The 18097-nt window shown below is 74.2% G+C and carries 17 protein-coding genes; 9 read left to right on the forward strand and 8 right to left on the reverse strand.

Annotated features, from left to right (window positions below):
- Position 1: 1 nt before the first annotated feature.
- Together ACSUPR_RS18995 and ACSUPR_RS19000 are read right to left on the reverse strand one after the other, a co-directional pair.
- Positions 2 to 622 (reverse strand): response regulator, encoded by a 621-nt coding sequence (locus ACSUPR_RS18995; protein ID WP_436892058.1) that lies wholly within the window; start codon positions 620 to 622, stop codon positions 2 to 4.
- Positions 623 to 688: 66 nt separating this feature from the next.
- On the reverse strand, positions 689 to 2290 hold the full coding sequence (locus tag ACSUPR_RS19000; RefSeq protein ID WP_436886042.1) for a sensor histidine kinase: 1602 nt from the start codon (positions 2288 to 2290) through the stop codon (positions 689 to 691).
- Between ACSUPR_RS19000 and ACSUPR_RS19005 the strand changes: the two genes are divergently transcribed.
- Both ACSUPR_RS19005 and ACSUPR_RS19010 read left to right on the forward strand, forming a co-directional pair.
- Positions 2289 to 2990, forward strand: coding sequence for a hypothetical protein (locus ACSUPR_RS19005; protein WP_436886043.1), 702 nt, complete (start codon positions 2289 to 2291; stop codon positions 2988 to 2990). The genes ACSUPR_RS19000 and ACSUPR_RS19005 overlap by 2 nt on opposite strands.
- Positions 2991 to 3200: 210 nt before the next feature.
- Entirely contained in the window at positions 3201 to 4451 is a 1251-nt protein-coding gene (locus ACSUPR_RS19010; RefSeq protein WP_436886044.1) for a hypothetical protein, read from the forward strand.
- 70 nt (positions 4452 to 4521) lie between these two features.
- On the opposite strand, the gene ACSUPR_RS19015 is transcribed toward ACSUPR_RS19010, so the two are convergent.
- Positions 4522 to 5106, reverse strand: coding sequence for a TetR/AcrR family transcriptional regulator (locus ACSUPR_RS19015; RefSeq protein WP_436886045.1), 585 nt, complete (start codon positions 5104 to 5106; stop codon positions 4522 to 4524).
- Positions 5107 to 5186: 80 nt separating this feature from the next.
- Between ACSUPR_RS19015 and ACSUPR_RS19020 the strand changes: the two genes are divergently transcribed.
- Complete coding sequence (locus ACSUPR_RS19020; protein ID WP_436886046.1) at positions 5187 to 6068, forward strand: oxidoreductase; 882 nt, start codon at positions 5187 to 5189, stop codon at positions 6066 to 6068.
- A 57-nt stretch (positions 6069 to 6125) separates the two neighbouring features.
- Here the strand turns inward: ACSUPR_RS19020 and ACSUPR_RS19025 are convergent, their stop codons facing one another.
- The 3 genes from ACSUPR_RS19025 to ACSUPR_RS19035 form a co-directional block, all read right to left on the reverse strand.
- Positions 6126 to 8663: a penicillin acylase family protein gene (locus ACSUPR_RS19025; protein ID WP_436886047.1), complete on the reverse strand. Its 2538-nt coding sequence runs from the start codon at positions 8661 to 8663 to the stop codon at positions 6126 to 6128.
- A gap of 331 nt (positions 8664 to 8994) precedes the next feature.
- Entirely contained in the window at positions 8995 to 10032 is a 1038-nt protein-coding gene (locus ACSUPR_RS19030) for a nitronate monooxygenase (RefSeq protein ID WP_436886048.1), read from the reverse strand.
- Complete coding sequence (locus ACSUPR_RS19035; protein ID WP_436886049.1) at positions 10029 to 11321, reverse strand: MFS transporter; 1293 nt, start codon at positions 11319 to 11321, stop codon at positions 10029 to 10031. The genes ACSUPR_RS19030 and ACSUPR_RS19035 overlap by 4 nt, the downstream gene beginning before the upstream one ends.
- A 232-nt stretch (positions 11322 to 11553) precedes the next feature.
- Between ACSUPR_RS19035 and ACSUPR_RS19040 the strand changes: the two genes are divergently transcribed.
- Positions 11554 to 12315 carry an SDR family NAD(P)-dependent oxidoreductase gene (locus ACSUPR_RS19040; RefSeq protein ID WP_436886050.1) on the forward strand — a complete coding sequence of 254 codons (762 nt, stop codon included), beginning with the start codon at positions 11554 to 11556 and terminating at the stop codon, positions 12313 to 12315.
- A gap of 65 nt (positions 12316 to 12380) precedes the next feature.
- Here ACSUPR_RS19040 and ACSUPR_RS19045 read toward each other — a convergent pair whose 3' ends face one another.
- Positions 12381 to 12647 (reverse strand): HPr family phosphocarrier protein, encoded by a 267-nt coding sequence (locus ACSUPR_RS19045; RefSeq protein ID WP_436886051.1) that lies wholly within the window; start codon positions 12645 to 12647, stop codon positions 12381 to 12383.
- A 32-nt stretch (positions 12648 to 12679) separates the two neighbouring features.
- The gene (locus ACSUPR_RS19050) at positions 12680 to 13633 is read right to left on the reverse strand and encodes a 1-phosphofructokinase family hexose kinase (RefSeq protein WP_436886052.1); all 954 of its coding nucleotides are present in this window, start codon (positions 13631 to 13633) and stop codon (positions 12680 to 12682) included.
- A gap of 320 nt (positions 13634 to 13953) precedes the next feature.
- On the opposite strand from ACSUPR_RS19050, the gene ACSUPR_RS19055 reads away from it, so the two are divergent.
- From ACSUPR_RS19055 to ACSUPR_RS19075, 5 genes are all read left to right on the forward strand, one after another.
- A complete protein-coding gene (locus ACSUPR_RS19055) occupies positions 13954 to 14715 on the forward strand; it encodes a DeoR/GlpR family DNA-binding transcription regulator (RefSeq protein WP_436886053.1) in 762 nt (253 codons plus the stop codon).
- A gap of 132 nt (positions 14716 to 14847) precedes the next feature.
- Positions 14848 to 15963 (forward strand): mannitol-specific PTS transporter subunit IIC, encoded by a 1116-nt coding sequence (gene mtlA / locus ACSUPR_RS19060; RefSeq protein WP_436886054.1) that lies wholly within the window; start codon positions 14848 to 14850, stop codon positions 15961 to 15963.
- Positions 15960 to 16268 (forward strand): PTS lactose transporter subunit IIB, encoded by a 309-nt coding sequence (locus tag ACSUPR_RS19065; RefSeq protein ID WP_436886055.1) that lies wholly within the window; start codon positions 15960 to 15962, stop codon positions 16266 to 16268. The genes mtlA and ACSUPR_RS19065 overlap by 4 nt, the downstream gene beginning before the upstream one ends.
- Positions 16258 to 16713: a PTS sugar transporter subunit IIA gene (locus ACSUPR_RS19070; protein WP_436886056.1), complete on the forward strand. Its 456-nt coding sequence runs from the start codon at positions 16258 to 16260 to the stop codon at positions 16711 to 16713. The genes ACSUPR_RS19065 and ACSUPR_RS19070 overlap by 11 nt, the downstream gene beginning before the upstream one ends.
- A gap of 304 nt (positions 16714 to 17017) precedes the next feature.
- Positions 17018 to 18058, forward strand: coding sequence for a zinc-dependent dehydrogenase (locus ACSUPR_RS19075; protein ID WP_436886057.1), 1041 nt, complete (start codon positions 17018 to 17020; stop codon positions 18056 to 18058).
- Positions 18059 to 18097: the final 39 nt, after the last annotated feature.

Below are 18097 nucleotides of genomic sequence, written 5' to 3' on the forward strand. Positions count from 1 at the left end.
GTCAGAGCAGCCCGGCCTCGTAGGCCAGGATCGCGGCCCGGACCCGGTTGTCCACGCCGAGCCGGGTCAGGACCGACCCCACGTGCACCTTCACGGTCCCGGACGCGATGCCCAGCCTGCGGGCGATCTCGTCGTTGGAGCAGCCCTCGCCGACCAGCTCCAGCACCTGGCGCTCGCGCGCGGTGAGCCGGCCCACCAGTTCCCGGGCCCGCGCGGTGCGGGTCCGGCGCGGGGAGGAGGTGTCCAGCAGGCCGACCACCCGGCGGGCCACCTCGGGCGACAGGTAGGCGCCGCCGTCGGCCACCGCCCGCAGCCCGGCCACCAGCTGGTGGGGGTCGCCGGTCTTGAGCACGAACCCGTCGGCACCGCCGGACAGCGCCCGCTCGATGTAGGAGTCCTCTCCGAACGTGGTCAGCACGACCACCGCCGTGTCCGGGTGCGCGGAGGCGATGGCCTCCGCCGCGTCCAGGCCGTTCATACCGGGCATGCGCACGTCCATGAGCACCAGGTCCGGCCGGTGCTCGGCGGTCAGCGACACCGCCTCGGCGCCGTCGGCGGCCTCGCCCACCACCTCGAACCCGGATGCGGCGGACAGGATGGCGCGCAGCCCGGCGCGCATCATCGCCTCGTCGTCGGCCAGCAGCACGCGCAGCGCCCCGGCACCGTTCCCGGTCTCCACGCGCACACCCTACTCGGGGGCCGCGGCCTCCCGGTCGATCTCCTCCTTGGCCACCAGCACCCCGTCGGCGAAGCACAGCCGGTACACCGGCGGCAGGCCGTTCTCGTACCGCACGAGCTGGTACCGGCAGTCGGCGCCGGGCGGCTCCGGGGGTGCGCCGTCCACGGACCGCTCGGGATAGGCGTACCGGGGCAGCAGCGCCTCCACCTGGGCGCGGGTGTCGCCCACGCGGATCCGCTCGTAGTCCTGGGGCGGCAGCACCGAGTTGGTCCCGGTCCACCACAGCAGGGCGAACCCGGCGCCGACGGCGGGCAGGACGATGGCGGCCGGGACCGCGACCGCGGTGAGAACGCTGCGGCGGGCTCCGGCGCGCGCCTCCTCCCGGGCCAGGCGGGCGCGGGAGGGCGGCGGGTCCCCCTTCCCGGGGCGGCCCTCGGGGATCTCGGCGCGCACCGCGAACCCGGGGCCGGGGAGGGGCCCGGCGTCGAGGGTCCCGCCCAGGGCGGCGATCTCCGCGCGCAGCGCCGCCAGCCCGGTGCCGCCGCCGGACTCCGCGGAGGGCCCTGCGGCGGTACCGGTGTCGGACACCTCCACCCGGGTCGGCCCGCCGTCCCGGACGACCCGCACGGTGACCTCGGCCCCGGGGGCGTACCGGGCGGCGTTGGTGAGCGCTTCGCGGACCACCCGTCCCGCGGCCCGGCCGCCGGGTGTGCGCGGGTCGGGGTCGGGGCCCTCGCGCAGCAGGCGGACGCGCATGCCCGCGTCGACCGCTCCGGAGACGAGTCCGGGCACCGTCTCCGCGTCCTCGCCGTCCGGTCCCTCCCGCAGCACGCCGATCACCTCGCGCAGCCGCAGGGTGGTCGCGTGCGCGGCGGTGCGCAGTTCGGCGGCGGCCTCCGCGCGCTCGGGGGAGTCCTGGGAGGCCATCTCCAGAGCGGCGGCGCGCACTCCGAGCAGGGCCAGGTCGTGTCCGAGGGAGTCGTGCATGCGGGCGGCGATGCGGGCGCGCTCGCGCAGCCGGGCGCGCTCGGCCTCGGCCGCCCGGGTGCGTTCCATGTGCTCGGCGACCTCCCAGCCGCCGCTGGTGAGGCGGGCGCGCCACACCAGGTGCCGGCCCAGCAGCCAGGGGGCGACGAGCGCGGTGACCAGGGCGAGCGCTCCACCGAGCGCTTCGACCAGGCCGGACAGCAGGTCGCGGGTCCCGGGCCAGGCCGTCGCGGTGGACACCGCGTACAGGGCGAGCACCACCACGGCGGCCGTCACCGCCATGGAGGCGACCGGCCGGGCGCGGCCCGAGCGCCGCCCGGCCAGCAGGGCCAGGACCGCGAGGGAGACGAACGGGGAGAGGGGCAGGGTCTGGGCCGGGCCGATCCCCGCCGCGACGCTTTCCGCGGTGGCGGCGGCGAGGGCGACGGCCGCCGCGGCGTCGGGACGGCGCCGGGACAGGCCCACGGCCGCGGCCAGGACGAGCAGCAGCGCGGCCGCCTCCCACCGGTGGGAACCGCCGCGGGAATCGGAGAGCCCGGAGAGTTCGAGGACGGTGAGACCGCCGAGGGCGGCCCACAGCGCCAGGTCGGCCAGGGGCCGGCGCGGGAGGGCGGACGTGCTCATGGTCCCGAGACTAGGCCGTGTTTTTTCGAACCTCCGCTCCGCTCCGGTCCACGTTCGGCGCCTTTGGAAGGCGGGAACCCTCGGCCCCACGGGAACGTCCCCGTTCCCCGGACATCCCTCCGGGCCTGCAGAACCCCGCCGGCGCCTCACACACCCCCCGCGGAACAGGACGGCACTCGAAAAACAGACCCTAGGCCTCGCGCAGGCGGGCGGTCTCCTCCTCCAGGAGGCGGCGGGTGAGGGCGATGTAGTCGAGCACCGCGCGGCGCTCGTCCTCCCCGGCAGCCCGCTCACGGGCGGCCTCGGGATCGCCTCCGAGGCCGTCGCCCAGGGCTCCCGGCTGGCCCTGCTCTCCGCCCTGCTGTGGATCGCCGCCCGCGAGGTCCTGCCCGCGGACCGGCTGACGCCCTCCGGGGCGTGGGCCGCCTTCGCGGCGGGCATCACACCGCGGCTCGGCCTGTTCCTCGGCCAGTTCGTCTTCCCGGCCGCGGCCTTCGCGGTCTTCGACCCGGTGCCCGGCGCGGTGATCGACCTGTGGGTGCCCGCGGACGAGCGGCCCCTGGTGGTCGCGACGGTGGTCGCCGCCAAGAACCTCACCGTCATCGCCCTGACCTTCGCCTGGCCGGCCGGGCTCTTCCGCGAGTTCGCCCTGCTGGGCGAGGCCGACCGGGCGAACGGTGTCGCCTCCGCGCCGCGGTGACCACCCGCCCCGGTATCGGCCGGGCCCCGCGGAACGCCGCCGTCACGCGCTCGCGCTCCTGCGGGCCGGCGCCGCCGGGGGTGCGGACACCGCGCTCCGTCCGGTGGCGTCCCCGCGACCGCACCGCCCGCCTCCGGGCGCTGCGACCCCCGCTTCCGTCCGCGGCGGACGGTAGCCTGCGGCGCGGACCCACGATCTTCAGGAGAGCGCATGACCCGCACGGCGGACCGCCTGCCCGATCCCGAGGCCCTCTGGGCCTTCGCCGCGGCCGAGGCGGCCGTCGCCGCCGGAATGGGCTCCTTCTGGCCGGAGGGGCGGCGCATCGCCGAGGACGGGTCGCTCTTCATGGAGGACGGGGGCGGCAACTGGTTCCGCCTGGTCCGCGTGGAGGGCGACCGGTTCCTTCTGGTCGGCTGGGACCGGTCGGGGGACACCACGAACCCGTACCGGCGGCCGACGAACCTCTTCGCCCAGGCCCCGGCCTGGCTGCCCTGGGAGTGGATCGGGCGCGCCGAGGAACGCGGCGTGCTCGGGTTCGCCTACTGGTGGGACGGGGAGGCGTGGGCGCGCTCCGCCTACCCCGAGGGGGTGGAGGCGGACGGCGTCCGCGTCCACACGGACCCCTACCTCGACGCGGAGCACGCCGCCCGGCGGATCGGCTCCCTGCTGGAGGAGGGCCACCTCGCCGAGCTGGAGGAGTGGGAGGACGCGGAGCAGGAGGAGTTCGACGCCTTCCACGCCCGTGTCGAGGAGCTCGTGGCCGCCGTCGGTCGCCGCTCCGTGACCGGGGCGGACCTCGGATTCCTGGAGGACATCCCCTTCGACACCGAGGCCGCGATGACCGTGCTCCGCCGTGCCGGGGTCGCCGCCGGGGTCCCGCGCGAGGCCGTCCCGGTCTCCGCCGGGACGGAGGTCCCGGCCGACCGCCTGCGCGTCCGCAGGCTCTCCGGCCGGGAGTGGGCCCTGCTCGTCGAACCGGTGATGCGGGCGTCCGCCGAGCGGGAGCGCCCCGTGCCGCCGGACAGCGAGCCGCTGCGCAGGCTCACCGACGCCCTGCGCGGCCTGGCCGCCGACCACGGCGGCGAGGTCACCTACACGGTGTCCATCGGGGAGCGGTCGGCCTCGCCGTCCCTGGTCGACGCCGACGGCTCCCGGGTGGACGGATTCCGGTTCCCGTCCGACTTCGAGCTGCACCGGGCGGAGGCGCACCCCGAGCACGGCCGCTGGTTCTTCCTCCGCGTCCGGGCCACCCCGGAGTCGGCCGAGGTCGACCGGGCCTACGACCACTGGCCCGGGTGGGCCGGTGAGCGTTTCGCCGTGGGCGGCGGCGTGCCCATCGGCGACGTCGCCGCAGAGATGGCCCGCCGGGACCCGGCCTGGCGGCCCGACTGGGTGTGGCTCCTGGACGAGGAGGTCGTGTACGACCCGCCCGCCGACCCCTTCACCCCGCCGGGGCGCTGACACCCGCCGGGCGCACCGGCGGGTGCCCGGAACGCCCGTCCCGCGGGGTCCCCGTCCGCGCCGGGCGCGCTCAGCGGGGGAGCAGGCCGTCGACCAGGACGTCGACGAGGCCGGGCAGGAGGAGGTCCACGCTCTCCTGGGGGGTCGCCGACTTCAGGGAGGCGAAGCCGTGCAGGGCCGCGGCGACCGTGAGCCCGATGACCTCCGGGTCCCCCTCGGCGATCTCTCCGGCCTCCTGGCCCTCGGTGATGGCGCCCAGGACGATGTCGAGCATCCGGCCGAGCGCCGCGAACAGCTCCTCGGGGGAGTCGGACTCGTGCTTGCGCGCGTACATGAGGTCGAGCAGGGCGGTGTTCTCCAGGGCGAACCCCACGTACACGCGTGCCATGGCGAGCAGGCCGCTGCGGAAGTCGCCCGGTTCGGCGGCGGCCGCGGCCAGCTGCGCGGTGAGCCGTTCGAAGCCGGCGAGGGCGAGCGCGTCGAGCAGGGCCGGCTTGTCCCGGAAGTGGCGGCTGGGCGCCGCGTGGCTCACCCCGGCCTCGCGCGCGAGCTCGCGCAGGGACAGCGCGGCGGGCCCCCGCTCGGCCAGGGTGCGCTCGGCGCCCGCGAGCAGGGCGGCCCGCAGGTCGCCGTGGTGATAGGGGCGGTCTGTCATGGGACCAGCATAAACCGATGTTTGCAATGACATCATTGTTGTCATTGACAACTTCGCGGTGGGGCGCCTACCGTGAGGGCATGAACAGCACACCCATCGCACTTCCCGACCTGACCGGCCGCACGGTCGTCATCACCGGGGCCAACAGCGGGCTGGGCCTGGAGAACGCCCGCGTCCTGGCCGGTGTCGGAGCCCGCGTCGTCCTGGCCGTGCGCGACGAGGCCAGGGGGCGGGCCGCCGCCGAGAGCATCCCCGGGGAGACCGAGGTACGCCGCCTGGACCTGGCGGACCTCTCCTCGGTGCGAGCCTTCGCCGACTCCTGGAGCGGCGACATCCACCTGCTGATCAACAACGCCGGGATCATGGCCGTCCCCCGGGGCCGCACCGCCGACGGGTTCGAGCTCCAGTTCGGTACCAACCACCTGGGCCACTTCGCCCTCACCAACCTGCTGCTGGAGCACGTCACCGGCCGCGTGGTCACCCTCTCGTCGGGGCTGCACGCCATCGTCCGGGGCATGGGCTTCGACGACCTCGACCTGGAGCGCGGGTACAGCCCCTACCGCGCCTACGGCCGCTCCAAGCTGGCCAACCTGCTGTTCACCCTCGAACTCCAGCGCCGCCTCACCGAGGCGGGCTCCCCGGTGCTCGCGGTGGCGGCCCACCCCGGCTACGCGGCCACCAACCTCCAGAGGCACGACAACAGCCCGGTGACCCGCCTCGTCAGGACCGTCGGCAACCGCTTCTTCGCGCAGAGCGCCGCGGTGGGGGCGCTGCCCACGCTCTACGCGGCCACCCAGGACATGCCCCCGGCCGGGTTCGCCGGGCCCAGCGGCGGCATGGCCGGAGCGCCGGGCCTGTCCCGGCGCAGCCGAGCCGCCCAGGACGGGGCCGCCGCCCGCCGCCTGTGGGAGGTGTCGGAGGAGCGCACCGGCGTCTCCTTCCCGCTCGCGCTCAAGCGCTGAGCCCCGGACGCCGGGGGCCCGCGCCACCGTCGGCGCGGGCCCCCGCACGTGGCCGGGCTAGGGGACGAGTGTCAGCTCGTCCACCGAGGCGGCGCGCACCGCTTCCTCGGTGAACGCGAACGGCATCGTCTCCCCGCGGCTCCACGGCTCCAGCTGGTCCTCGTAGTTGGGGTGGAACGCGTGCCCGGAGTTGCCGGTCAGGTGGATCCAGGTGGAGGCGTCCCGGTCGGACATGTCGACGACCATCCGCATCGACGGCACCGTCGAGATCCCGTACCCCTCCTCGTCGTCCCAGCCGGTCGCGTTGACGATCGCCGAGCCGCCGGAGCTCTCCACCGGGCCCCGGTTGAACAGCCACTCCACGACGCCGATCCCCGAGGTACCGAACGACTGGTGGGTCGCGGTCAGGGTGTGCAGGTCGCCCCAGCGCCAGTCGGCGGGGTCGTCGCCCAGCAGCTCCGTCAGCTCCTCGGCGGCGGCCTCCATCGCGGCGGCCAGCACCGCGTCGCGGCCGCTCGCCCCCTCGCCCCGCCACCACGCGGAGTCGGGGTCCTCCAGAAGGCCGCCCACCACGTACATGCCGCGCGAGTTGCCGGTCATCCGCACCGGGTCCAGCTCGTCGAACAGCAGCGGCAGCAGGTGCCGCCAGGTCGCCTGGTAGAACGCCGCACCGGCGGAGTCGGGTTCGGTGTACAGGTCCCAGTCGCGCAGCAGGTCCCGGCCCTGCGCGGCGGTGCCCTCCACGTCGGCCTCCAGCAGGTGGGGGACGATCGCCTCGGCGCCCAGGTGGTAGGAGTCCATGTGGATCTCCGACATGTCCGCGCCGGTCACCGGACCCTCGGCGATCGCCTCCTCCAGCAGGTCGTTGATGCGCTGGGCGCGGTAGCCGTAGTCCCAGTCGTCGGTGAGCAGGTGCGGGTAGTCGGCGTCCACACCGGACTGGTTGGCGGTGACGATGAACCCGGATCCGGGGTTGTACACGCTGGGGAGCTCCTCGAAGGGGAGGAACCCCTCCCAGTCGTAGGCGGAGTCCCAGCCGGGCGCCGGGTAGCGGCCCTCGCCCTCGCCCCGGACGGGAATCGAGCCGGGCGCCTGGTAGCCGATGTTGCCCTCGTTGTCGGCGTACACGAGGTTCTGCGCGGGGACCGTGAACCCGCTGGCGGCCCGCCGGAAGTCCTCCCAGTCCCGGGCGCGGTTCATGACGAACAGGGCGTCCGCGGTCGTGCCGGGCGACAGCGCGGTCCACTGGAGGGCGACCGCGTACCCGGCCCCCTCCTCGGCACCCTCCACCGGCGGGGCCTCGGCGATCCCGGCCAGGTCCCCGCCCGCGGCGGTGTCGGACAGCAGCGGGCCGTGGTGGGTGGAGCGGACGGTGAACTCCACGTCCTCGCCGCCGGCGACCTTCACCGTCTCGGTGCGGGTCTCCAGGGGGCGCTCCTCGCCGTCGACGATGTAGGAGTCGCCCTCGACGCGCTCGACGTACAGGTCCATCACGTCGGGGTTGAGGTTGGTGAAGCCCCAGGCGATCGACTCGTTCTGGCCGATGACCACCCCGGGCAGCCCGGAGAAGCCGAACCCGGCGACGTCGAACGGGCAGGCCTCGGTCAGCTCGGTGCAGTGCAGGCCGACCTGGTGCCAGGTGGAGGGCATGGCCGCGCCCAGGTGGGGGTCGTTGGCCAGTAGGGGGAGGCCCGACCCGGTGTGCTCGCCGCCCACGACCCAGGAGTTGGAGCCCAGGTCGGGGGTGTTCTTGGGGCCGAGCATCTCGGGCAGGGCCAGGGCGCCGTCGTACACCGCGCCGACGGCGGCGACGGCCTCCTCGGGCAGCTCGGGGGCGCGCCGCGCGTCCCCGGGGTCGCCTTCGGGCCCCGCGGTCAGCAGCTCGTCGGTGTCGGTGATCGGCCGGTGCTCCTCGTAGGGGTACTCCGGGTACAGCTCGGCGATCTGCTCCTCGGTGAACCCGAGGCCGAGCAGCTGGGCGCGCTCGGTCTCCTCGCGCATGTTGCCGCCCAGGTCCCAGGCCATGGCCTTGAGCCAGGCCAGGCTGTCCACCGGGTCCCACGGCTCGATGGTGTGGCCTCCGTTGAGCACGCCCAGCAGGGCGTACTCCAGGCTCGCCCCGGCCCCGTCGTTCTCCTCCAGCCAGGCGTTGACGCCGGCGGCGTAGGAGTCGAGGTAGCCCCGGGTGTCGTCGGAGAGCAGGTCGTACTCCTGCTCGGCGACGTGCCGCCAGCCCATGGTCCGCAGGTAGACGTCGGTGTCCACCTGGGCCTCGCCGAAGAGCTCGGCGGTGCGCCCGGACGTCACGTGGCGGCGGAAGTCCATCTCCCAGAAGCGGTCCTGGGCGTGCACGTAGCCCTGGGCCATGAAGAGGTCGTGCGCGTCACCGGCGTACACGTGGGGGACGCCGTACTCGTCGCGCAGCACCGTGACCTCGGCGTTCAGCCCGGGGAGGGCGAGTTCTCCGGAGGTCTGGGGGAAGGACCTGCGCACGGTCCACACCCCCAGGAGGGCGCCGACGAGCGCGAGCACCACGAGGACCGAGAGAACACCCAAAAGTACACGTAGGAGGACATGTTTCCGCAATACACCCATGGCGGAACCCTAGGGTGTCCCAAGTCACGCGCTCTAGCGCTGAACTGTGAGGGAACCTAATTGTTACCTGCGGGTAAAGCCCCTCGGGCCCGTCATTCCCGCCGCGGCCCGGACAGGGCCGAGCAGGACGGGGGCGGCGGTGGCGCCGGCGGCGACCACGCGCCGGGGCCGGCGGGGATCTCCGCCCGTCCGAGATGCCGCGCATCCGCCGCGGGCGGGTCCGGGCCGCCCCGCCCCCGGGGCCGGCCGTCCGTCGCCCGCCGGTCCGCCGCACCGGTCGCACGGGCCTTCGGCACCGGCGACCGGGAGCGCCGGGCCGGCCCGGCCCGGCTCAGAGCCGGGCGCCCGCCTGTTCCGCCTCCCGGCGCAGCCGCCGCACCACTGTGGCGGCCGGCTCGTCCGTGGCCAGCCGGAAGCCCTCGCCTGCCCACAGCGCCATGCCGCCGGTGTCGCCCGCGCGCGCCGCGGCCGCCCGCAGCGGCCGGGTCATGTGGTGCAGCTCCGGGTAGGCGTGCGGGGCCGCGGGGTGCTCGGTGATGAACCGGTTGACCAGGCCGCGCGCCGGACGCCCGGTGAACGCCCGGGTCAGCGCGGTCCCGGTGAAGCCGGGGTCGGCCAGGGCCAGCTTGTGCGCGGGCTGGGCCCCGCTCTCGGGACAGCGCAGGAACGCCGTGCCCAGCTGCACCGCCGCCGCGCCCGCGTGCAGCACCGCCGCGGCGTCCCCGCCCGTCATGATCCCGCCCGCGCCGATCACCGGGACCTCCACGGCGGCGGCCACAGCGGACACCAGCTCCACCGTCGGCAGCTCCCCGCCCCGCTCCGGGTCGAAGGCGGCACGGTGCCCGCCCGCCTCCACGCCCTGGGCGCACAGGCCGTCGGCGCCCCGGGCCGTGGCCAGCAGCGCCTCGTCCAGCGAGGTGACGGTGACGACGACCGCGGACCCGGCCTCCTGGAGGCGGCGCAGCACGTTGCCGTCGGGGCAGCCGAACGTGAAACTCACGACCGGGACGCCGAGCCGCTCCAGCAGGTCGACCTTGGCGTCCCAGGCGTCGTCGTCGTGGACCGGCCCGCCCGGCTCCACGCCGTACCTGTGGGCCTCGGCGGCCAGCTCACCGCCGTAGGCGGCCACCGCGGCGGGGTCCCCCGCCGGGCCGGGCACGAACACGTTCACCCCGAACGCCGTCACCCCCCGCCCGCGCACCTGCGCGACCTGTTCCTCCACCCGCCCCGGTTCGAGGTACCCGGCGGCGAGGAACCCGGTGCCCCCGGCCCGCACCACCGCGTCCACCAGGTCGGGGGTGGAGGCCCCGCCCGCCATGGGCGCCTGGACGAGCGGCCGCTCCCGCAGCAGATCCGACAGATGGCTCATGATCCCTCCGCTCTCCCCGCACCCTGCACCGGCAGGGTAACCGACCCGGTACCGGTGGTCCGCTCCCGGGCCCGCTCGCCGGTCGCGCCGGGGACGAAGAAACGGCGTGATTCGGGAAAGGCGAACGCCAGCGGTACCACGGAGAGGGAGAAGGCCGCGGCAAGGAACAGAACGGCGGCCATCGCGAACCCGAGCCCCCATATCTCCCAAGCCGCTCCGAAAACGGCGAAAGCGGCGCCGTTCACGGCCAGTCCGAGGAACGACATCACCGAGAAAAGCGTATTGCGCGCCTCGTCGCTGTACATGAGGTGCTCCCAGGCCGCGAACAGCGCCAGGGACAGCCCGAGCAGGAATTCGGCCAGGACCAGGCCGGGCAGCAGCGGCAGCGCGCCCCCGGCCACCAGGAGCAGCGGCACGGTGGTGGCGACCGCGCCCAGCGGGGTCCACAGGTGCGGGTTCCGGTGGCCGGCGAACCGGGAGCAGGCCGCCCCCAGGGCCAGGGCGAGGCTCATACCGAGCAGCACCAGCCCGTTGAACCGGACGTCGTCCCCGTACTCCCGTGCCACCAGGGGCTGCCAGCAGACGACCAGGACCGCCTTGGCCAGGGTCAGGCCCACGAGCATGGCCACCAGCGGCACGAACCGCCGCCCCGCCAGGGCCGCCACCGACTCCTTGAGCAGTCCGGCCACCGATGCGTCCGCCCGGCCCGGGGCCCGCGGGAAGGCCAGCGGGGCGGCCAGGCCCAGGGCCGCCAGCAGCACACCCGCGGCGAGGATCAGCAGGTCGGCGGAGAGCCAGGTCCCGGCGACCATCACCGAGGCGGCGCCCGCCACCCCGCCCAGCCGGGAGGAGACCTGCCCCCAGCGGGTCACCCGGGCCACCCGGGCGGTCCGGTCGCGGCTGCCGACCCGGTTGACCACCAGCGCGGTCAGGGTGCCCGAGTGCAGGTGGAAGCCCACCGCCCACAGCACGGCCCCGCCCAGCGTGGGGGGCAGGGTGTCGGCCCAGCCGAACAGGGCGAAGCCCGCACCCCAGACCACCAGTCCCAGGGAGAGCAGCCGCCGGTGCCCGTACCGGTCCCCCAGGGCCCCGCTGGGAGCCTCCGCGGCCAGTCCGAACAGAGTGGAAAGGGCGACCATGGCGCCCAGGGTGCCGGGGTCCACGCCCCGGCCCAGGAGAACCGTGATGAACACCGCCCCGAAAGCGAAGTCCGCGGTGGTGGCGCCCAGTGAGAAAAGGGCGTACCGGCGCAGCAGGGGTGTTCTCGCGGGCGGTTCTCCTTCGGACACCGCAGGCCTCCCGAAAAGCCGGAGATCTCCGGAAAACGGATATGCCGAACGGGCGCGGATTCCGGAATGGGGTGCCAAGATAACACCGGCCCCTTTTCCGGGCCATCGGATTTCCGGCGCCGTCCCGGCACGGCCCCCGCCCCGGCGGGTCCGCACCGGGGGGTGAGCGGAGCCCCGACCGCCGGTCCCGGATACGCTCGGCCCGGAAGTGATCTCGCAGGGGGAGGACCACATGACAGCGACCGCCGTCGTCACCGGTGCCAGCAGCGGGATCGGCGCAGCCACCGCCCGGGGCCTGGCCGCCGAGGGCTACGACGTGGTCCTCGTGGCCCGCCGCGCCGACCGCATCGAGGAACTGGCCGCCGAACTGGCCGGGGAGGGGCACAGCGCCCGCGCCCGCGTGCTCGACGTCACCGACCGCGCCGCCGTCGACGCCTTCGCCGCGGAGCTGCCCTCCTGCGACGTGCTGGTCAACAACGCGGGCGGCGCCATCGGCACCGAGACCGTCGCGACCGGGGACCCCGCCGACTGGCGGGCCATGTACGAGGTCAACGTGCTGGGCGTGCTCAACGTCACCCAGGCCCTGCTGCCCAAGCTCATCGACAGCGGAGCGGGCACCGTCCTGGTGGTCAGCTCCGTGGCCGGGCACGTGGTCTACGAGGGCGGCGGCGGTTACGTGGCCGCCAAGCACGGCGCCCACACCCTGGCCGCGACCCTGCGCCTGGAACTGTGCGGGCAGCCTGTCCGGGTCCTGGAGATCGCGCCCGGCATGGTCAAGACCGAGGAGTTCTCCCTCAACCGGCTGCGCGGGAACGCCGACGCCGCCGAGGCCGTCTACGCCGGCGTGCCGGACCCGCTCAGCGCGGAGGACGTCGCCGACACCATCGTGTGGGCCGTCACCCGGCCCCCGCACGTCAACATCGACCTGATGGTGGTGCGCCCCCGGGCCCAGGCCGCGCAGCACAAGGTCCACCGGGTGAAGCAGGAGGACTGACCCCCGACGCGCGGACGCCCGCCCCCGGAGCTCCGGAGGCGGGCGTCCCCGTGCGCGGCGTGCGCTCAGGCGTCCAGTTCGGAGGCCAGCAGCTCGGCCAGGGAGTCCAGGGCGGCGTCGGCGCCCTCGCCCTCGGCGGCCAGGGTCACCTCCTCACCGTGCTTGACCCCCAGGGTCATCACGGCGAGCAGGCTGCCCGCGTTCACCGGGTCCTTGCCCGCGGCCGCGACGGTCACGGGCAGGCCGGTGGCGGTGGCGGCCTGGACGAAGAGGGTGGCGGGCCGCGCGTGCAGTCCTTGGGCGGAACCGACGGCTACGGTGCGCTGGGGCATCTGCTGCTCCTTGGGAGGGGCCGGTGGGCCGGTCAGAGGCGGTCGACGAGGGAATCGAGCGACCAGGAGGGGTCGGGTTCGGTCACCACTCCGACGGCGTCCGGCTCGACGTCGTCGGGTGCGGGGATGGTCGTTCCGGGCAGGGACACCGCCGCCGTCCCCCAGGCCACCGCGTTGCGCAGGCGGTCGGCAGGGGAGTCGGCGGGCGTGAGGAATCCGGCGAGGGCGCAGTCGCCCGCGCCCACCGTGCTGCGGGTGCGGACCCGGGGGCCGCGCGCCCACCGGGCGTGTTCGGGCGACACGAGTATGGCACCGTGCCCGCCCAGCGTCACGAGGGCGGAGCCGTTGCCCGGCGCGAGGAGCTCGCGGGCGGCCGAGACGACCTCGCCGACGGTGGCGGGGACGCGTCCGGTCAGCTCCGACAGCTCCTCCAGGTTGGGCTTGAGCAGGCTGATCGACCCGGCGCGCACCGCCGCCTCCAGGGGCTTGCCGGAGGTGTCCAGGGCCAGGGCGACACCGTACCCGGCGGCCAGCCCGGCCACCCGGACGTAGAAGTCGTCCCCGGCCCCCGCGGGCAGGCTGCCGCTGGCCACGATCCATTCGGGGCCCCGGGACAGTTCCTCCTCGAGAGCGGCCAGCAGGGCGTCGGCCTCGCCGGGGGAGAGGGTCGGGCCCGGGGCGTTGAGCTTGGTGGTGGTGCCGTCGGTCTCGGTGACCGCGATGTTGGCGCGGGTCTCGCCCGCGATCGGGACGGTGAGCCGGGGCAGGTCGCCGAGCAGGGCGGTGAGCTCGGCGCCACCGCCCCCGCCGACCGGCAGGATCGCACGGGTGTCCACCCCGGCCCGGTGCAGGGCCCGGGCGACGTTGACGCCCTTGCCGCCCGCCTGGGCGCGCGTGGCGTCGACCCGCAGGACCTCGCCTCGGACGAGGCGGCCCACCTCCAGGGTGTGGTCCACGCTCGGGTTGGGGGTGAGGGTCAGGATCATGGGAGCTCTTTTCGCGGTCGCTGCGCCCGGCCCGGTCCGGATGTTGGACTGCCTTTGATTATGTGTGTTCATCTGTGTGTGTCAACACTGTTGTCCTCTGGTTTCCGGTTCGGTGGTGTGCCGTTGGGGTCTGCGGGAGGCTGCTCCGCCAGGCTCCGGAGAGGGCGGGCCCGTGGTCCGGCGGGGATGTTCGCCCCGCTGGTGGTGGTTGCGGGTGGTCGCGGCGCCTTGCTGGGATATTGAATGAAGGTACCCCTTGTGTGTCCCAGGCAACACGATTAAACTCACCGAAAACCACACCGAAACACAGGTGATCCAACATGTACGCGGAAGAACGCCAGCAGGCGATCCTCGAGCGGGCCCGCCGGGACGGCCGGGTCGACGTGACGGGGCTCGCCGCGGAGTTCGACGTCACCTACGAGACCATCCGGCGGGACCTCACGGCGCTGGAGCGCCACGGAGTCCTGCGGCGGGTCCACGGCGGCGCGATCCCCGTGGAGCGTCTGGGCTTCGAGCCCGCGCTCAACGTGCGCGACTCCGTCATGACCCAGGAGAAGGAGCGGATCGCCAAGGCGGCGCTCGACGAACTCCCCGCCGAAGGGGCCGTACTGCTCGACGCGGGGTCCACCACCGGACGCCTCGCCGAGCAGCTGCCCGCCGACCGGGAGCTCACCGTCGTCACCAATTCCCTCTCCATCGCCCTCACACTCACCACGCGCACCAACATCAACCTGATGTTCCTCGGCGGCCGCCTGCGCACCCGGACGCAGGCCACCGTCGACGCGTGGGCCCTGAGGTCGCTGGCCGAATCCTTCGTGGACGTCGCCTTCATGGCCACCAACGGCATCTCCGTCGAACGCGGGCTCACCACGCCCGACCCGGCGGAGGCCGAGGTGAAGCGCTCCATGATCGCCTCGGCCCGGCGGGCCGTCCTCCTCGCCGACCACACCAAGGTCGGCAACGACCACTTCGCCCGATTCGCCTCCGTCGAGGACCTGGACCTGATCATCACCGACCAGGGACTCGCCGGTGGCCTCGCCGACGAACTGGAGACCGCCGGACCCACCGTCCGGGTGGTCTGACCAGGACCGGCGTCCGTCCGTCCGAGGCGCGCCCTCCGTCCGCCCCTCACCGTCCAGTCGGACGGACGCCCCACCCACCGACACCCTCGCCGACGGGCCCGCGCCCGCCGCGCCTCCCAGGAGGTCCCCCACATGTCCACCGAAGAGCAGCAGAGCGACAAGCTCGCATCGGTCAGGTCCGGAGTACAGCGCTTCGGCGGCTTCCTCTCGGGCATGGTCATGCCCAACATCGGCGCGTTCATCGCCTGGGGCCTGATCACCGCCCTGTTCATCCCCACCGGCTGGTGGCCCAACGAGTACCTCGCGGAACTCGTCGGACCGATGATCACCTACCTGCTGCCCCTGCTCATCGCGTACACCGGCGGCACCATGGTGTACGGGCAGCGGGGCGGTGTGGTCGGCGCGGCCGCCACCATGGGTGTGATCGCCTCCGCGGACATCCCCATGTTCCTGGGCGCGATGATCATGGGCCCGCTCGCCGCGTACGCCATGAAGCACCTCGACGGGCTCATCCAGCCGCGCATCAAGGCCGGCTTCGAGATGCTCGTCAACAACTTCAGCGCGGGCATCCTCGCCGGCCTCCTCGCGGTGGTGGGGGCCTACGCCGTCGGTCCCGTCGTGGGCCGCATCGCCGACGCGCTCGGTGCCGGGGTGCAGTTCCTCATCGACCACAGCCTGCTGCCGCTGGTCTCGCTGATCGTCGAGCCCGCCAAGGTGCTGTTCCTCAACAACGCCATCAACCACGGTGTGTTCACCCCGCTGGGCACCGCCCGCTCCGCCGCCGACGGCAGTGCGATCGAGTTCCTCATCGAGACCAACCCCGGCCCCGGCCTGGGCATCCTCATCGCCTGCATGCTCTTCGGCCCGCGGATCAGCCGCGCGACCGCGCCCGGCGCGATCGTCATCCACTTCTTCGGCGGAATCCACGAGATCTACTTCCCGTACATCCTCGCGCAGCCGAAGCTGATCCTGGCCGCCATCGCCGGTGGCATGTCGGGTGTCGCCACCTTCATGGTGATGGACGCCGGCCTGATCTCCGCGGCCTCGCCGGGCAGCATCATCGCCCTCATGGCCGTCACCCCGCCCGGCGGGCACCTCCCGGTCCTGGCCGGTGTCACCGTGGCCACGGCGGTGTCCTTCGTGGTCGCCTCGCTCCTGCTCGGCTTCGGCCGCTCGGAGCGCAAGGCCGCCCGCGAGGAGGCCGCCGCCCAGAAGAACTCCGCAACCAGCGAGGAGAACGTCGCATGAGCAGCATCCAGGGTTCCGACGTGAAGAAGGTCGTGGTGGCCTGCGACGCCGGGATGGGCAGCAGCGTCCTGCTGACCACCCAGCTCAAAGGCAGCCTGGGCAAGTACGGCGTGGCGGTCGAGCACGCCCCGGTGGACCGCATCCCCGAGGACGCAGACCTGGTCCTCACCCAGGAGGGCCTGGCCGCCCGCGCCCGCACCCGGGTACCGGGCACGGTCGTCAAGGGCTTCCGGATGTTCCTGGGCGACCCCGTCTTCGCCGAGGTCGAGAACGCCATCAGGGACGGTGGCACCCTTGCCGACTGAACCCGCCCGCCTGGTCCTCACCGAGGACGCCGTCCGCCTGGGCCGCACCGCGAAGGACCGCGCCGACGTCATCGACCAGTGCGGTGAACTGCTCCTGGAACTCGGAGCCGTCGACCCCGGCTACCTGCCCGCCATGCACGAGCGGGAGGCGTCGGTGTCCACGTTCCTCGGGGAGGGGGTCGCCATCCCGCACGGGACCGACCCGTCCCGGGTCCACGTCAGGCGGACCGGACTGGCCGTGATCCAGTTCCCCGAGGGGGTCGACTGGGGCGGGCCCACCGTCCACGTCGCCATCGGCATCGCCGCCACGGGGGAGGAGCACCTGGGTGTCCTGACCGCACTGGCCGGGGTCCTCACCGACCCGGACAAGGCGGCCCGCCTGCGCGGTGCCTCCAGTCCCGCCGACGTGGTCGCACTCCTGGACCCCGCGGCCGCGGACGGCTGAACCCGGTGGGCCCTCCGGGCCGGGCCGTCCCTCCCGCCCCCGCCCGCCGCTCCGTCCACTCCCCGGAGCGGCGGCCGGGGGTCGCCCACCGCCACCACCCTCGACGGACGCCTCCGGCGCGGCCCGCCCGTCGCCCACCACCACCCTCAACGGACGCCTCCGGCGCAGCCCGCCCGTCGCCCACCACCACCCTCAACGGACGCCTCCGGCGCAGTTCCATTTGCTCGACGGGGAGCGGAAGCTCCCCGACGGACGCCTCCGGCGCGGAAGACCCCGTGCCGGACAGCACCATGAAAGGCCGAACATGCTCGTCGCCCGCTTCTACGCACCCGGTGACCTCCGCCTGGAGCAGGCTCCCGAGCCCACCGCCGGGCCCGGGCAGCTCAAGATCGCCGTCGCCAACTGCTCCACCTGCGGCACCGACGTCAAGATCTTCCGCCACGGACACCACCACATCGACCCGCCCCGCGTCATCGGCCACGAGATCGCCGGACGCGTCGTCCAGGTCGGCGACGGGGTGGACGGCTGGGCCGAGGGCGACCGGGTGCAGGTCATCGCCGCGATCCCCTGCGGCACCTGCCCCGAGTGCGGCGACGGCCGGTTCACCGTCTGCTCGCGCCAGCAGTCCATGGGCTACCACTACGACGGCGGCTTCGCCGAGTACATGATCATCCCCGAGGCCGTCCTGGCCGTCGACGGGGTCAACCGCATCCCCGAGGGCCTGGACTTCGCCGAGGCCTCCGTCGCCGAACCGCTCGCCTGCGTCCTCAACGGCCAGGAGATCGCCGGGGTCGGCGAGGGCGACACCGTCGTGGTCATGGGCGCCGGCCCCATCGGCTGCCTGCACGTCCGCCTCGCCCGGGCCAAGGGCGCGAAGAAGGTGTTCCTGGTGGACCTCAACCGGGGGCGCCTGGACATGTCCGCGCAGATCGTCCGGCCCGACGCCGCCATCTGCGGCGAGGAGACCGACGCCGTGGAGGAGGTGCTGCGCCTCACCGACGGCCGCGGGGCCGACGTGGTCATCACCGCCGCCGCCTCCGGCCGCGCCCAGGAGGACGCCCTGAGGATGGTCGCCCGCAGCGGCCGGATCAGCTTCTTCGGCGGGCTGCCCAAGGACAACCCGATCATCTCCCTGGACTCCAACGCCGTCCACTACCGGGAGATCTCCATCTTCGGCGCCAACGGCTCCAGCCCCGAGCACAACAAGCGCGCCCTGGAGCTCATCGCCTCCGGCGCGGTGCCCGTCGCCGACCTCATCACCGAGCGGATGGCGCTGTCCGACGTGCACAAGGCCATCGAGACGGTGGCGGCCGGCACCGCCATCAAGGTGACCATCCAGCCCTGAGTTGTCCACAGCCCGCGGAGGGGGCTACCGCGACCGGCC

It is taken from the genome of Nocardiopsis dassonvillei, assembly GCF_964273065.1.
GTDB lineage: Bacteria > Actinomycetota > Actinomycetes > Streptosporangiales > Streptosporangiaceae > Nocardiopsis > Nocardiopsis dassonvillei_B.

Bases quoted from the DNA above. Each gene is read 5' to 3' on its own strand.
- ACSUPR_RS19025 (WP_436886047.1), bottom strand. From the start codon at position 8,663: ATGGGTGTATTGCGGAAACATGTCCTCCTACGTGTACTTTTGGGTGTT.
- ACSUPR_RS19015 (WP_436886045.1), bottom strand. From the start codon at position 5,106: ATGACAGACCGCCCCTATCACCACGGCGACCTGCGGGCCGCCCTGCTC.
- ACSUPR_RS19065 (WP_436886055.1), top strand. From the start codon at position 15,960: ATGAGCAGCATCCAGGGTTCCGACGTGAAGAAGGTCGTGGTGGCCTGC.
- ACSUPR_RS19050 (WP_436886052.1), bottom strand. From the start codon at position 13,633: ATGATCCTGACCCTCACCCCCAACCCGAGCGTGGACCACACCCTGGAG.
- ACSUPR_RS19000 (WP_436886042.1), bottom strand. From the start codon at position 2,290: ATGAGCACGTCCGCCCTCCCGCGCCGGCCCCTGGCCGACCTGGCGCTG.
- ACSUPR_RS19040 (WP_436886050.1), top strand. From the start codon at position 11,554: ATGACAGCGACCGCCGTCGTCACCGGTGCCAGCAGCGGGATCGGCGCA.
- ACSUPR_RS19010 (WP_436886044.1), top strand. From the start codon at position 3,201: ATGACCCGCACGGCGGACCGCCTGCCCGATCCCGAGGCCCTCTGGGCC.
- ACSUPR_RS18995 (WP_436892058.1), bottom strand. From the start codon at position 622: ATGATGCGCGCCGGGCTGCGCGCCATCCTGTCCGCCGCATCCGGGTTC.
- ACSUPR_RS19020 (WP_436886046.1), top strand. From the start codon at position 5,187: ATGAACAGCACACCCATCGCACTTCCCGACCTGACCGGCCGCACGGTC.
- mtlA (WP_436886054.1), top strand. From the start codon at position 14,848: ATGTCCACCGAAGAGCAGCAGAGCGACAAGCTCGCATCGGTCAGGTCC.
- ACSUPR_RS19055 (WP_436886053.1), top strand. From the start codon at position 13,954: ATGTACGCGGAAGAACGCCAGCAGGCGATCCTCGAGCGGGCCCGCCGG.
- ACSUPR_RS19005 (WP_436886043.1), top strand. From the start codon at position 2,289: ATGGTCCCGAGACTAGGCCGTGTTTTTTCGAACCTCCGCTCCGCTCCG.
- ACSUPR_RS19075 (WP_436886057.1), top strand. From the start codon at position 17,018: ATGCTCGTCGCCCGCTTCTACGCACCCGGTGACCTCCGCCTGGAGCAG.
- ACSUPR_RS19045 (WP_436886051.1), bottom strand. From the start codon at position 12,647: ATGCCCCAGCGCACCGTAGCCGTCGGTTCCGCCCAAGGACTGCACGCG.
- ACSUPR_RS19030 (WP_436886048.1), bottom strand. From the start codon at position 10,032: ATGAGCCATCTGTCGGATCTGCTGCGGGAGCGGCCGCTCGTCCAGGCG.